Genomic DNA, 13,742 nt, shown 5'->3' with positions numbered 1-13,742 from the left:
GTTCACGGGAACGCCACCCCACGCATGCCCCGGCCGGGCGGGGCGATACGTCGACGGGGGCGGGGGGACACCGTGTCCCCCCGCCCCCGCGGGCACGCGCCGGACTCCGGATCAGACCGCCGGTGCCGGGTAGGTCGGGTACTCCACCCCGGAGACGTGCTGCACGACGCGGACGACCTGGCAGGAGTAGCCGAACTCGTTGTCGTACCAGAGGTAGAGGATCGCGTTGTCGCCGTCGACCTTGGTCGCCCCGGCGTCGACGATCGACGCGTGGCGCGAGCCCACGAAGTCCATCGAGACGGCGTCGGGGGCCGTGGTGAAGTCGATCTGGCGCTTGAGCGGCGAGTGCAGCGACACGTCGCGCAGGTACTCGAGGACCTCGTCGCGCGTGGTCTCGCGCCCCAGGCGCAGGCTCAGGATCGCGATCGACACGTCCGGGACGGGGACGCGGATCGAGGAGCCGGTGATCGGCGCCTTGAGGTCCGGCAGCGCCTTGGCGACGGCCGAGGCGGCACCGGTCTCGGTGATCACCATGTTGAGCGGCGCGGAACGGCCGCGGCGGTCGGCCTTGTGGTAGTTGTCCAGGAGGTTCTGGTCGTTCGTGAACGAGTGGACGGTCTCCACGTGGCCGCGCAGCACGCCGTACTCGTCGTCCATCGCCTTCAGTGGCGGGACGATCGCGTTGGTGGTGCAGGAGGCGCAGGACAGGACGCGCTCGTCCGGCTTCACCGTCTCGTGGTTGACACCGTGCACGATGTTCGGCACGTCGCCCTTGCCGGGCGCGGTCAGGACGACCTTGTCGATGCCGGGGCGCAGGTGCTTGGAGAGGCCCTCGCGGTCGCGCCACTTGCCGGTGTTGTCGATCAGGATGGCGTTGTCGATGCCGTACGCCGTGTAGTCGACCTCGGAGGGGTCGTCGGCGTAGATCACCTTGATGGTGTTGCCGTTGGCGACGATGGAGCCGTTCGCCTCGTCGACCGTGATGGTGCCCTGGAACTGGCCGTGGATGGAGTCGCGGCGCAGCAGCGAGGCGCGCTTGACGAGGTCCTCCCCGGCCCGCTCGCCGCCGCCGCGCACGACGATGGCGCGCAGACGCAGGCCGTTGCCGGAACCGGCCTTCTCGATGAGGAGGCGGGCGACGAGGCGGCCGATGCGGCCGAAGCCGTAGAGGACGACGTCGCGTCCGTCGCGGCGCTCGATCTTGTTCTCGCCGATGGCGCCGGCGACGGCCTCGGCGGTGAACTCCGCCACCGTCAGACCGCGTCCGTCGGTCTTGTAGTCGGCGGCCAGCATGCCGATGTCGATCTGGGACGGGCCGAGGTCGAGCGTGGTGAGCGTCTGGAGGAAGGGGAGCGTCTCGGTGACCGACAGTTCCGCGCCGGCGATCTGCCGGGCGAAGCGGTGGGTCTTGAGGATGCTGACCACCGACTTGTTCACCAGGGAGCGGCTGTGGAGGAGGACGGTGACGTCCTGCTCCCGGTGCAGCTTCCCGATGATCGGGATCATCGACTCCGCGATCTCCTCGCGGTTCTTCCAGCTGGTGAACGAGTCGTCATTGACAGTCACAAGTTTGTCTTTCGAGCTAGGCGGCGCTCATATGCTAACCCGACCGCACTTCTGATCGATCAAGTGGGCCCCCTGCCGATCAGATGATCGCCCCCGCCTCGGGCGGGGCGCCGGAGATGATTGCCCCCGGGGCGATCGGGTACGCGAGCCTGAACCGCCCCGTGCCGGATCATCGGGGCGGGTCCACCACCGCCGCGACCAGGGATCTGTCATGGAAACACCCGCGAACGACAACTCCGTCTCGCCCGCCCAGCGGGCACTGGACACACTCGCCGAGAACACCGAGGACACGGCGGCGCTCGACACGCTCGCCGGCAGCGACGTCCTCGTCCCGGTGCCGGACGACGCGAACGACCAGGACGCCGCCGACCCGGGGATGCTGGCGCTGCCGGTGCTGGAACAGCAGGGCGGCCGTCAGGTGGTGCCCGTGTTCACCTCGGAGCTGGAGATGGCCGACCTGTTGCCGTACGTCTCCCGCTACCGCATGGTGCCGCTGGGCGCCCTCGCCGCGCAGTGGCCGGCCGACGACCTGTCGCTGTCCATCGACGCCGGCTCGGAGCACCGGCTCACGCTCACGTCGGACGGCGTGCGCACCCTGCTGGCCCGCCCCTGAGGGGGTAGCGGTACTACGCGTCGCCGAGCATGCGGGCCAGTACGGCCCGCTGCAGCGGCAGAACCTCGCTGTGCAGCGCGCGCCCGCTGCGGGTCAGCGCGACGTAGACACCGCGCCGGTCCTCCGCACACATCGAGCGTTCCACCAGCCCGTCCTTCTCCAGCCGGGCGATGAGCCGGGACAGGGCGCTCTGGCTCAGGTGGACGCGGCCGACCAGGTTCTGCACCCGGCACTGGGCGCCTTCCTCGGGCCCCTCGGTCGCGAGGATGTCGAGCACCTCGAAGTCGCTCGCGCCCAGACCGTGGGGGTGCAGGGCGCGGTCGATCTCGCACATCGTGCGCGCGTGCACGGAGAGGATGTCCCGCCACCGTTCCTCGAGCCGCGCACCGGCCGTCTTGACTGCCATACCTGCACGGTAGCACCGAAACGGTCGTTCGTTGACCGTGCAAATTGTGCGCGCGCAAGGACCGGACACAGGCATGGGCCGTCGTGCCCGGACGCGACCCCCGGACCGCCCCGGCGCTAGGCTGGCCGTCAGCCGCGGCCGTGTGCGCGCGGCGCGGCGGTGGGGCCCGCCGTGACCGAACCGCGGCACGGACGCCGCCGACGGTCCCTACTTGCGAACGGGGACTCCCCCTGCCCGGCGAGTAGGAGACGTACGACCATGACAGCCCCGATCCCCGAAGGCCGCGACGGCGCCCGAACCGCCGCCCCCGTGCGGCCGCGGTGGCGTGCGCAGGTGCCGGTCCTCGCGGCCGTGGCCGCCGGCGGCGCCGCCGGCGCCTGTGCGCGGTACGCCGCCGCCCTCTGGTGGCCGACGCGGACCGGCGGCTTCCCCTGGACGACCTTCTGCGTCAACGTCGCCGGCTGTGCCGTGATCGGCGCGTTCATGGTGCTCGTCACCGAGGTGTGGACCGCCCACCGCCTGGCCCGGCCCTTCTTCGCGACGGGGGTGCTCGGCGGCTTCACCACCTTCTCGACCTACGCCGTCGACGGCCGGCAGCTGTTCGCCGCCGACCAGGCCCGCACCGCCCTGGCCTACCTGGCGGCGACCCCGCTCGCGGCGCTCACGGCGGTGTGGGCCGCCGCATGGGCGACGCGCCGCCTCCTGAAAGGGGCGCCCACCGGAACCGGTGGCACGGACCCGAGGGGCGCGGAGCCCTCGTGAACTGGCTGCTGGTCGCCGCGGGCGCCATGGTCGGTGCCCCCCTGCGCTACCTCACCGACCGCGCGGTGCGGTCCCGGTACGACACGGACTTCCCCTGGGGCACCCTCGCGGTGAACGTCGTGGGCAGCCTCGTCCTGGGCCTGCTGACCGGCGCCGCGCTCGCCGGCGCCACGGGGTCCCGCCTGCAACTGCTGCTCGGCACCGGGCTGTGCGGGGCCCTCACCACGTACTCGACCTTCTCCTACGAGACCCTCCGCCTCGCGGAGACCGGCGCCCGTCCGCGGGCGGTCGTCAACGTGGTGGTGAGTGTGGCGGCCGGCGTGGGGGCGGCGTTCGCGGGGGTGACACTGGCCGACGCGCTCTGGGCGTGACGCACGGCGCCGACCCGCGTGTAGTAGGACTGGCCCCTCCGCCACTGCCGTCCGCGAGTCCGCCCGCCCCGAGCAGAACTGGATTCCATGAGCGCCATCAGCATCGGTCAGGCCGTCGTCCTCGGAGCCGTCGAAGGGGTGACCGAGTTCCTTCCGGTCTCCTCCACCGGCCACCTCAAGATCGTCGAGGGGCTGATGGGCATCCCCGTCGACGACGACGCCGTCATCGGCTTCTCGGCGGTCATCCAGGTCGGAGCGATCGCCGCGGTGCTCGTGTACTTCCGCAAGGACATCGTGCGGATCGTCTCCGCGTGGCTGCGCGGCCTGACCGACCGGGAGGAGCGCTACCACCACGACTACAAGTTCGCCTGGTGGGTCATCTGCGCGACGATCCCGATCGTGCTCGTCGGCCTGGCCGCCAGACCGCTGATCAAGGGTCCGCTCGCCTCGCTGTGGGTGGTCGCGGGCTCCCTGATCGTCGGCAGCGGCGTCATGTGGGCGGCGGACCGGAGGGGCCGGCACAAGCGGGGCGAGGACGACACCTCGTTCAAGGACGCGATGCTGGTCGGCGGCTCCCAGATCCTCGCCCTGCTCTTCCCGGGCTTCTCCCGCTCCGGTGCCACCATGTCCACCGCCCTGCTGCTCGACCTCGACCGGCTGGCCGCCACGCGGCTCTCCTTCTTCCTCGGCATCCCGGCCCTGACCGGTGCCGGCGTGTACGAGCTGAAGGACGCCCTGGGCACCGGGGCCGGCGCCGCCCCCCTGGCGGTCGGCACCCTCGTCTCCTTCGTGGTCGCCTACGCCTCCATCGCCTGGCTGCTGAAGTTCGTCGCCAAGCACACCTTCAACGCCTTCGTCGTCTACCGGATCGTGGTCGGCGTCCTGCTGTTCGCGCTGCTCGGCGCGGGCGTACTGCACAGCTGACCGTCGCCCGCCCCCCAGCACCGAGGCGTGGCTGTCAGCGGCCGGCGCGCAGGGGCTCCCCGACGGCGCGCAGGTGCCGCAGCGCCTCACGGTGCGAGGCGAGCAGCCCCGTCTGGTGGTAGGGGACGCCCAGCTCGACGCAGTACCGCTCGGTGATCGCCTGGGCCCGGCCCAGGGCGGGCGTCGGCATGCTCGGGAAGAGGTGGTGCTCGATCTGGTAGTTGAGGCCGCCCATGAAGGCGTCGACGAGCACGCCGCCCCGCACGTTGCGGGAGGTGAGGACCTGGCGGCGCAGGAAGTCGAGCCGCATGCCCTCCTCGATCATCGGCATGCCCTTGTGGTTGGGCGCGAAGACCGAGCCCAGGTAGATGCCGAACAGTCCCTGGTGCACGGCGATGAAGGCGAGTGCCTTGCCGGGGGACAGGATCGTGAACAGGCCGCCGAAGTAGAGAACGAAATGGGCGACGAGCAGCGTGCCCTCCAGGACCGGCCGTTTCATGGACGGGCCGCGCAGCGCCTTGAAGCTGCTGAAGCTCAGGTTGAGTCCTTCCAGCGTCAGCAGCGGGAAGAACAGGGCGGCCTGATGCCTCCCCACGAACCGGGGAAGCCCCGTGGCCCTGCTCGCCTGGCGCCGGGACCAGACCAGGATGTCGGGGGAGACGTCCGGGTCCTTCTCCTCGTGGTTGGGGTTGGCGTGGTGGCGGGTGTGCTTGTTCATCCACCAGCCGTAGCTCATCCCGAGCAGCAGGTTCGCCACCAGGAGGCCACCGGCCTCGCTGGGACGGCGGCGCGAGAAGACCTGCCGGTGGGCGAGGTCGTGCGCGGCCAGCCCGAGCTGGCCGAAGACCACGGCCAGCGCCACCGCGACGAACAACTGGCTCCAGCTGTCTCCGAGCACGACCAGAGCGGCGACACCGCCCGCGAGCGCGAGCGCCACGGCACCGAAACGCAGCGTGTAGTACAGCGGGCGCCGCCGCAGCAGCCCCGCGTCGGTGATGCGCCTCGACAGTTCGGAGAAGTCGCTCCCCTTCGCGCGTCCCTTTTCCTGTTCCCGCGGGGGGAGGCTCTCGATGAGCACCGTTGAATTCGCCATGCACCTCAGTATGTGAACGGCCGCCCGGCCGCAGAATGACGGCTGCCCCCGGAGCGGGGTGCGGCTAGCACCACCCCCCGCCCTCCGGTCCGCCCCTGGCAGGGGCGGACCGGCCCACCGGACGGTCGCGGAGGCAGGGCGTCAACTGCTCCGGATCCGTACGAGCCTGAGTCGCAGAACCAGTGCCACGGCGCCGGCGCCGAGCCCGGCCACACCCACGATCGCGCCGGTCTCCCGCCAGCCCGGGTCGTGCCGTGACGGCCGTGCGGCAGCGACCGCCGCGGGGAGGGCCTCCGGGCCCGACCGCGGCCGGGCGCCGCCGGAGGCCAGCGAGCCCACCGGGAGGACGCGGCCGGACGCCTCGAAGCCCCAGTCGAGCAGCGAGCGGGCCTCCTCGTACACGGCGTGGCCGCCGCCCTCCTGAGGATTCATCACGGTCACCACCAGGGTCCGCCCGTCACGGCGGGCGGCGGCGACCAACGTGTTGCCGGCGTTGCTGGTGTAGCCGTTCTTGATGCCGATCAGCCCCGGGTACGGCTCCACGCCGTCCTCCCCGGTGAGCAGCCGGTTGGTGTTCCGGATCCCGTAGGCGTCCCCGTTCCGGCCGGGGAACATGGCGTCGACCTTGGCGCAGTACCGCGCGAAGTCGGGATTGCGCAACCCCGCCCGGCCGAAGACGGCCAGGTCGTACGCCGACGACACCTGGCCCGGCGCGTCGTAGCCGTCGGGGGAGCGCACATGGGTGTCCCGGGCGCCGAGGGCGCGGGCCTCGGCCTGCATCCGGGCGGCCGTGGCGTCCCAGCCGCCGGTGAGCGAGGCGAGGACGTGCACGGCGTCGTTGCCGGAGTTGAGGAAGACGCCGTTCCACAGGTCGGAGACCCGGTACGTGTGGCCCTCGACGATCCCGACCAGACTGCTGCCCGGACCGATGCCGTTCAGTTCGTCCCCGCGCACCTCGTGCCGGATGCCGCCCGGCAGGACCGGCAGCACCGTGAGGGCGAACAGGGTCTTCAGCGTGCTGGCCGGCGGCAGTCTGCGATGGGCGTCGTGCGCCGCCAGGACGTCGCCGGAGTCGGCGTCGGCCACCACCCAGGAGAGCGCGGAGACATCGGGGACCCCGGGTGCCCCGGGCCGGAGCCGGACCTGCGTACCGGAGCGGTACAGCAGCGACGGCTGGGCCGCCGGCCGTGCCCCGCCGGGCGGGCCGGGGTCCGGGCGCCCCGCACGGGCGGCCGCGGCGGCGGGCATGAGCGTCAGCAGCCCCGCCACACAGAGCACACAGGTGGATCGAACCGCCCGGGATGAGAATCCGATAGTCATACCGCAAACGTAGGAATGGCCCCCCGGACCGCCACGCTGACCGGGCCGAGCAGCCCCCGGAAGCACCCGGATGCCGTAGGGGGAGCCGGGCGGTGACCCGTGGGCGGCGTCAGCCGGGCGGTGTCTCGTCGGCGGGGTGATGTCAGCCGGGTGGTGTCTCGTCGGCGGGGGCGGTGTCAGCCGGTGGGCAGGGTCGGCTGGACGTGGCGCAGGAACGTGGCGTTGTCCGGCGTCCGGCGCATCCGCTCCAGCAGTGTCTCCAGGCCGGAGTGCCCCTCCCGGCTCACCAGGACCTTTCGCAGCCCTCGCACGGTGTGCGACTCGGGGGCCGAGAGCAGCAGTTCCTCGCGGCGGGTGCCGGAGCCGGTCACGTCGACGGCCGGGAAGACCCGGCGGTCGGCGAGTTCCCGGCTCAGCCGGAGCTCCATGTTGCCGGTGCCCTTGAGCTCCTCGAAGAAGAAGTCGTCGGCCCGCGACCCGGTCTCCACCAGGACGGTGGCCAGGATGGTGAGCGAGCCGCCCTCCTCGGCCGCCCGGGCGGCGCCGAAGAACCGCTTGGGCCCGAGGAGTGCCCCGGCGTCGACACCACCGCTGAGGGTGCGGCCGCCGGAGGAGGCGGCGTTGTTGTGCGCCCTGCACAGCCGGGTGAGGGAGTCGAGGAGGATGACGACGTCCTCGCCGGCCTCGACGAGCCGTTTGGCCCGCTCGATCACCAGGTCGGCGAGCGCGATGTGCTGCTTGGCGCTCCGGTCGAAGGTCGAGGAGTACACCTCGCCGCGCACCGCCCGCCGCATGTCGGTGACCTCCTCGGGCCGTTCGTCGAGCAGCACCACCATCAGGCGGGAGCCCGGGTGGTTGCCGGCGACCGCGGCGGCGATCTGCTGGAGCAGGACGGTCTTCCCGGTCTTCGGCGGTGCCACGATCAGGCCCCGCTGACCCTTGCCGACCGGGGCGAGGAGATCGGCGACCCGTCCGGTCAGGCCGGCCGCCGGGTGTTCGAGGCGCAGGCGCTCGTGCGGGTGCAGTGGTGTCAGGTCGTGGAAGTGCCGTCGGCCGGCCTGCCGGTCGGGTGTGCGGCCGCCGACCCGGACGACGTCGGACAGGGTGCGCCGGTCGCCGCGCACGCCTTCCACCAGGTCGCCCTTGCGCAGACCGTGCCGGCGGATCAGGGCGGGGGAGAGGGTGAGGTCGGCCGGCTCGGCCTGGAGGCTCCTGCCCCGCAGATGTCCCTTCCCGCTCGCGTCGAGGTCGAGGACACCGCTCGCGATCTCGGCCGGGGCGTGCTGGGAAGGGGGGTTCTGGAGTGTGGTGGTCATGGTGTTCGGTCCTTTCGAGGACACGGGCATGGGACATGCGGAAGGGGAGAAGCCGCGCGAGGGGTCGGACGACACGCCTCCGGACGGCGAGAAGAGCGCCTCGGACACGGCGGGGGAGGGCCCCGCTCGCGAGGTTGCGCTGAGAAGCGGACGCGCCGGTCACATCAGGACGGGCGGGTCGCGAACAAAGGGAACTGGCACCGGCGCCCGAGTAGGGCGTACACAAGTGCTGAGGGAACTGTACCACGCGTCGAGGCGCGGAGCGGTGGGGCGGGAGACGTGTCCCGTCTCCCGCCCCACCGGGGCGGCCGGTGCGTCGCCCCTGTGTCTTCCGCAGGAACCGGGCCGTGCTCAGGCGCCCGAACGGGCAGCGGCCTCCTGTGCTTCCTGGGCGATGCGGTCGAACTGCGCGGCCATGGCCGCCTGCAGCGCCTGCGCGCCGGAGAGCGGGCGCACCATGACCGTGAGCTCGTCGATGCGGCCGGACTCGTCGAGGTGCAGGAAGTCGCAGCCGCTGATCTCCCGGTCCCCCACGCGGGCCGTGAAGAGCAGCGCGTGGTCGCGGCCGTCCGCCGCGCCGATGACGCGCCGGTAGCGGAAGTCCTCGAACACGCGGGCCGCCCCGCGCAGGATCGCCGCCGTGATCGCCTTGCCCCGGTAGGGCTTGAAGACGACGGGGCTGGTGAAGACCACGTCCTCGGCCAGCAGTGTTTCGAGGGCGTCGAGGTCGTGCGTCTCGACCGCCGTGCGGAATGCCTGCATCGCGGCTCCCTGGGTGTCAGTACCGTGAGTACTAAACTATTTGAGTAGGTGTCGAGTAGGGTATTCACTTCTTGCTAGCGTGTCGACATGTCTCTCAAGTACGCCGTCCTGGCAGCCCTGCTGGAGGGTGAGGCCTCTGGCTACGAGCTGTCCAAGGTGTTCGACGTCTCGCTCGCCAACTTCTGGCCCGCCACGCCCCAGCAGCTCTACCGGGAGTTGGAGCGCCTCGCGGGCGACGGACTCATCGAGGCCCGGACGGTGCCGCAGGAACGGCGGCCCACCAAGCGGCTCTTCCGGCTCACGGCGGCCGGCCGGGAACGGCTGAGCGCCTTCGCCGCCGAGCCGACCCGGCGCCCCACGGCCATTCGGGACGAGTTCCTGATCAAGATGCAGGCCATGGACGGTGTCGACCCCGCGGAGGTCCGCGCCCTGGTGGAGGAGCGCAGGGCCTGGGCGCTGGGCAAGCTCGCCCGCTACGAGCGGGTCCGTGAGCGGCTGCTGGACGGCCGTAGCGAGGAGCAGCACCTGCGGGAGTCCGACCGCGTCGGCCCCTACCTCACGCTGCTCGCCGGCATCACCTTCGAGCAGGAGAACGCCCGTTGGTGCGAGCGCGTGCTCGCGGTCCTGCGGGAGCGGCGCGCCCCCGCGGGGCCCGCGGGGCAGGCCCTAGGCTGACCGGATGTTCAGCCCCGAAGGCCCCACCCTGCGCGAACTCGCCGTCCAGGCACTGTCGTCGGTCGAGCGCGGCTACGACCTGCTCGCCCCGAAGTTCGACCACACCCCGTACCGGACGCCGGACCGGGTGCTCGACGCCGTGGCCTCGGCGCTGGCGCCCGCGGGCCCCTTCGGTGCCGGCCTCGACCTGTGCTGCGGCACCGGTGCGGGCATGGACGTGCTGGCCCGGTTGTGCGGCGAGAGCGTCACGGGGGTCGACTTCAGCGCGGGCATGCTGGACGTCGCCCGCAAGCGCGCCGTGCCCGCGGGGCCGGCGGTCTCCTGGGTGCGCGCGGACGCCCGCGCGCTGCCGTTCGGCCCGGCCTTCGACCTCGTGGTCAGCTTCGGGGCGTTCGGGCACTTCCTGCCCCGCGAACTGCCGGGCCTGTTCGCCCAGGTGCGCTCCGTGCTGCGGCCGGGCGGCTGCTTCGCCTTCCCCGTCGCCGCGCCGCCCCGACCCGGCTCGTCGGCGTACTGGACCCTGCTCGGCTTCGACACCGCGATGCGGGTGCGCAACGCGCTGTGGCGGCCGCCGTTCGTCATGTACTACCGGACCTTCCGGCTCGCCGACGTGGGCCGGGAGCTGGCCCGTGCCGGTTTCCGGGCGGAGCTGCACGCCCTGCCCGAGTTCGGGCGCCGGCCCGACGGCGCCCCGCGTGCCCGGCTGGTGGTGGCCCGGCGGCTTTCGTGACGGTGGGCGGGATCAGCCGGCCGCCGGCAGGGTGAACTCGTAGACCAGCACGTCCTGCCGTGCGTCCACGAGGAGGTCCGTGATCTCCAGGGGCCGCGCGTACTGGTCGTGCACCCGCCGGACGACCCGGACCGACGGCGACTCCGTGAGTGGGGTGATGGTGTCCCGGTGGTGCAGGGTCAGACCCGCCCTGCGCATCCAGTCGTAGGCCCGCCGCAGTTGCGCCGAGGCGGCGCCGTCGGCGCGGTCCCGGTACCGGGCGAGTTCCTCGACCTCGGCGAGCGCCACGGCGGAGAACGAGGTCACGGCCGTGCGCCGGCCGCCGCCGTCGGCGGTCTCGGACGTGTAGCGGTGGACCAGGGTCGGCCGGCCCGGCGCCAGTCCCAGTGCCGCGGCGTGTTCCCGCGGTGGCGCCTCCCAGGTGACGGTGGCCCGGTCCCCGGTGCACGGTTCAGCGGCCCGGGCGCCGACCGGGAAGGTGAGGGCCGCCGGGCTCCTCGCGGGCCGGCCGGGCAGGGCGGCGTGGCTGCCGCGCCGGTCGGTGGCGAGCAGACCGTCCCGGCGGAGCACCTCCAGGGCTTGCCGGACGGTCTCCCGGCTCACCCCGAAGTGCTCGGCCAGTCGGCGTTCGCCGGGCAGCCGTTCGCCCGGTGGGACGGTCCCGTCGCGCAGCTCGCCGAGCAGCCGGGTGGCCACCCGGAGGTACAGGGGCTGTGCGCCGGTGAGGGGGTGGTCGTGCGGGCTGGTGCGGGCCATGCCGCGCCCTCCTGTTGGTGACGTGCGGTAGCCGCGCGGGCTCGGTGCGCCACCAGGAGTACCATTGGTCTAAACCAGTTGTGAAGTGCGGCCCGCCGGTTCGGCCGAAACCTCACCCGGGCGTCGACCGGCCGTCACCTCGTCACAAGCCGCGGTACAGGCCACCGCCGGCGCCGTACTGCGCGGGCCGTGGGCGATGCGCGGCCCCGAGCGGTGGATGACAGGGCCCGGCGGACCCGGCGCCGCGCCCCGCCGGGTCCGGGGAACCCCCGAAGTCCGTCGTGTCCGAAAGCGCGCGGATCGGGCCGCAGGGGCGGGCGGCCCCGAGCCCGCCTGCTGCCCCGGCGGGCGGTGCGGGGCCTCGCGGGCCGGGGGTGAGGTGCGGCCCGCCCCGCCCGACTCAGACGTACGAGCGCAGCCAGCGCAGCTTTGCGGCCTCCTGGAAGGGGCCGCCGCCCTCGTGGTCGTTGAAGTCGTACACCTCGATCGCCTTGTCCTCGTGTGCCCAGGCGTTGAACGCCGCGAAGACCGTCGACGGCGGGCAGGTCTGGTCCTCCAGGGCCGCCGAGAACAGGGCGGGTGCCCGGCCGCGCGCCGCGAAGTGCACGCCGTCGAAGTAGGACAGCGTGCGCAGCGCGTCCTCGGTGCGGCCCCGGTGCGTCTTGAGGTACAGGCCGATCTCCCGGTAGGGGTGCCGGTCGGTGAGCCGGGTGGCGCGCGGGAAGTCACACAGGAACGGCACGTCCGGCGCGACGGCCGTCAGGTCCGGCACGAGTCCGCCGACGGCGATCGTGATGCCGCCGCCCTGACTCCCGCCGAGGGCGACCGTGCGGGCCGGGTCGGTCAGCGGGTGGGAGCGGGCCGCCTCGACCGCCCGTACGGCGTCGGTGAAGACGCGGCGGTAGTAGTAGTTCTCGGGGGCGTCCAGGCCACGGGTCATGAAGCCCGGGTAGGCGGGCGTGCCGCCGACGGGGTCCGCGGTGCCGCCACCGCCGCCCCAGGCGCTGCCCTGGCCGCGGGTGTCCATCACGAAGTGCGCCCGGCCGGTGGACGCCCACAGCAGGTGCTCGTGCGGCAGCCCCCGCCCGCCCCCGTACCCGACGAACTCCACGACCAGCGGCAGCGGTTCGGCCGCCGCGGCCGGCAGGATCAGCCAGCCCTTCACCGGGTGGCCGCCGAACCCGGCGAACGTCACGTCGTGCACCCGCACCGTGGACAGCCCCGTGTCCACCGGCTCGAAGCGGGCGTCCAGGTCGTACTCGCGGGCTTCTTCCAGCGTCTTGCCCCAGAACGCGTCGAAGTCCTCGGGCTCGGCCGACTCGCTCCGGCAGTGGCGGAGTTCGTCGAGCGGGAGGTCGAACAGGGCCATCGAGAACCGCCTTTGCGGGGAGTCGGTGCCGGACCGTACGGATGATCACACCGTACGGGAGTGATCGGAGGTCTCGCCATATCCTTGAGCGGCGACGATGTTGATTTCCTTGGCGTTCGGTCCGTCGAACCGCAGGTCAGGATGGTGCGGTAGCCCCTGGTGAGGGGACGAGGGCGGCGGTGGCCCGCGGGGGAGTCCGCCGGGGTGGTCGGGTCACCGGTGCCGTGTCAGGCCCGGCGGTGCGTCCACCGGGGCTCGGTGAGGGCCCAGTCCCGCTCCCACTCGGCCATCCGGTGCCGCAGGGCCACCTTGCGCACGGCGCAGTGCGCGAGCAGCACCGTGAGCGCCGTGCCGAGCGTGGTGCACGCGCCGATGGTGACGCTGTGCTGCCACACCGCGGCATCGGCCACCGGCGGGGGCACGCCCCGGCCCCGGGAGTCCAGCCACACCTCGACCGTGTCACCGTGCCGGGTGCCCGCCGGGACCCGCGCGGTGGTGCTCCGTTCGTCACCGTCCGGCGTGCTCCAGCGGACGGTCGCGCGGTACGAGTACTCCCCGCCGGTCTGCACCGACGGCAGCGCGTCGGGAGCCGTCCCGACCACCGCGGCGCGCACACGGTGCCGCTCCGCCTGCTGTTCCGCCGCGGTCGCCCGGGCCTCGCCGTGGCTCCACCAGGCGGTGGCGGCGCCGAGCAGCGGGGCCCCCAGGAGGAGCAGGACGGCGACGGCCAGCACGGTCCACGCCTCGACGACGTCCGACCGCCGGCGCAGCGGATTGCGCCGCAGGCGACGGCCCCACATCCGGGTTCGCATCTCGACCTCCTCGCGGATCGTCACGACCGGAGGGCCGGAAGGCCGGACGGGCGGCCGTGCGAGGGCCGGGCCGCCGCGTCCCGGTGTTCGAGTGTCTCCGTGTCGCGCCACGCGTGCGAGTGCCCGCACAGGTCTGGGTACCCCGTCCGGCGGCCCCCGCTCACGCGTCGCCCGGCCCGGAACACCTGACCCACGCGATCCGCGCCGCGGGTCAGGTGCCCGGCGTGCCCCGGCGGAGACGCCTCCCCGGCGGGGAGGCGCCCGGGA

General features: G+C 73.0%; 15 protein-coding genes. 6 read left to right on the top strand and 9 right to left on the bottom strand.

The genetic code is table 11. The features are described from left to right. Positions 1-111 precede the first annotated feature (111 nt). Positions 112-1,566, bottom strand: a complete 1,455-nt coding sequence (locus SAM23877_RS04700) for a glyceraldehyde-3-phosphate dehydrogenase (RefSeq protein WP_053127201.1) — start codon at positions 1,564-1,566, stop codon at positions 112-114. A gap of 211 nt (positions 1,567-1,777) precedes the next feature. On the opposite strand from SAM23877_RS04700, the gene SAM23877_RS04695 reads away from it, so the two are divergent. Then, complete coding sequence (locus SAM23877_RS04695) at positions 1,778-2,179, top strand: SseB family protein (RefSeq protein ID WP_053127200.1); 402 nt, start codon at positions 1,778-1,780, stop codon at positions 2,177-2,179. Positions 2,180-2,192: 13 nt separating this feature from the next. On the opposite strand, the gene SAM23877_RS04690 is transcribed toward SAM23877_RS04695, so the two are convergent. Then, on the bottom strand, positions 2,193-2,585 hold the full coding sequence (locus SAM23877_RS04690; RefSeq protein ID WP_053127199.1) for a MarR family transcriptional regulator: 393 nt from the start codon (positions 2,583-2,585) through the stop codon (positions 2,193-2,195). Positions 2,586-2,843: 258 nt separating this feature from the next. Between SAM23877_RS04690 and SAM23877_RS04685 the strand changes: the two genes are divergently transcribed. The 3 genes from SAM23877_RS04685 (at position 2,844) to SAM23877_RS04675 (ending at position 4,642) form a co-directional block, all read left to right on the top strand. Then, complete coding sequence (locus SAM23877_RS04685) at positions 2,844-3,347, top strand: fluoride efflux transporter FluC (RefSeq protein ID WP_053127198.1); 504 nt, start codon at positions 2,844-2,846, stop codon at positions 3,345-3,347. Further along, positions 3,344-3,718: a fluoride efflux transporter CrcB gene (gene crcB / locus SAM23877_RS04680; protein ID WP_053127197.1), complete on the top strand. Its 375-nt coding sequence runs from the start codon at positions 3,344-3,346 to the stop codon at positions 3,716-3,718. The genes SAM23877_RS04685 and crcB overlap by 4 nt, the downstream gene beginning before the upstream one ends. An 87-nt stretch (positions 3,719-3,805) precedes the next feature. Continuing rightward, on the top strand, positions 3,806-4,642 hold the full coding sequence (locus SAM23877_RS04675; protein ID WP_053127196.1) for an undecaprenyl-diphosphate phosphatase: 837 nt from the start codon (positions 3,806-3,808) through the stop codon (positions 4,640-4,642). 34 nt (positions 4,643-4,676) lie between these two features. Here the strand turns inward: SAM23877_RS04675 and SAM23877_RS04670 are convergent, their stop codons facing one another. From SAM23877_RS04670 to SAM23877_RS04655, 4 genes are all read right to left on the bottom strand, one after another. Continuing rightward, entirely contained in the window at positions 4,677-5,735 is a 1,059-nt protein-coding gene (locus SAM23877_RS04670; RefSeq protein ID WP_053127195.1) for a fatty acid desaturase family protein, read from the bottom strand. Positions 5,736-5,876: 141 nt separating this feature from the next. Next, positions 5,877-7,055 (bottom strand): D-alanyl-D-alanine carboxypeptidase family protein, encoded by a 1,179-nt coding sequence (locus SAM23877_RS04665; RefSeq protein ID WP_053127194.1) that lies wholly within the window; start codon positions 7,053-7,055, stop codon positions 5,877-5,879. A 176-nt stretch (positions 7,056-7,231) separates the two neighbouring features. Next, positions 7,232-8,371 carry a transcription termination factor Rho gene (rho, locus tag SAM23877_RS04660; protein WP_053127193.1) on the bottom strand — a complete coding sequence of 380 codons (1,140 nt, stop codon included), beginning with the start codon at positions 8,369-8,371 and terminating at the stop codon, positions 7,232-7,234. Positions 8,372-8,722: 351 nt separating this feature from the next. Next, a complete protein-coding gene (locus SAM23877_RS04655; RefSeq protein WP_053127192.1) occupies positions 8,723-9,133 on the bottom strand; it encodes a nuclear transport factor 2 family protein in 411 nt (136 codons plus the stop codon). Between the two features lie 87 nt (positions 9,134-9,220). Between SAM23877_RS04655 and SAM23877_RS04650 the strand changes: the two genes are divergently transcribed. After that, positions 9,221-9,808, top strand: coding sequence for a PadR family transcriptional regulator (locus tag SAM23877_RS04650; protein WP_053127191.1), 588 nt, complete (start codon positions 9,221-9,223; stop codon positions 9,806-9,808). A gap of 4 nt (positions 9,809-9,812) precedes the next feature. Continuing rightward, positions 9,813-10,538: a class I SAM-dependent methyltransferase gene (locus SAM23877_RS04645; protein ID WP_053127190.1), complete on the top strand. Its 726-nt coding sequence runs from the start codon at positions 9,813-9,815 to the stop codon at positions 10,536-10,538. A 12-nt stretch (positions 10,539-10,550) separates the two neighbouring features. Here the strand turns inward: SAM23877_RS04645 and SAM23877_RS04640 are convergent, their stop codons facing one another. The 3 genes from SAM23877_RS04640 to SAM23877_RS04630 form a co-directional block, all read right to left on the bottom strand. After that, positions 10,551-11,294, bottom strand: coding sequence for a GntR family transcriptional regulator (locus SAM23877_RS04640; RefSeq protein WP_053127189.1), 744 nt, complete (start codon positions 11,292-11,294; stop codon positions 10,551-10,553). Between the two features lie 400 nt (positions 11,295-11,694). Then, complete coding sequence (locus SAM23877_RS04635) at positions 11,695-12,663, bottom strand: acetylxylan esterase (protein WP_053127188.1); 969 nt, start codon at positions 12,661-12,663, stop codon at positions 11,695-11,697. A gap of 227 nt (positions 12,664-12,890) precedes the next feature. Continuing rightward, complete coding sequence (locus SAM23877_RS04630; RefSeq protein WP_053127187.1) at positions 12,891-13,475, bottom strand: Rv1733c family protein; 585 nt, start codon at positions 13,473-13,475, stop codon at positions 12,891-12,893. Positions 13,476-13,742: the final 267 nt, after the last annotated feature.

Source organism: Streptomyces ambofaciens ATCC 23877 (assembly GCF_001267885.1).
Lineage (GTDB): Bacteria > Actinomycetota > Actinomycetes > Streptomycetales > Streptomycetaceae > Streptomyces > Streptomyces ambofaciens.
The sequence above is the reverse complement of the archived record's forward strand: the minus strand, read 5'-3'. Positions and strand labels throughout refer to the sequence as shown.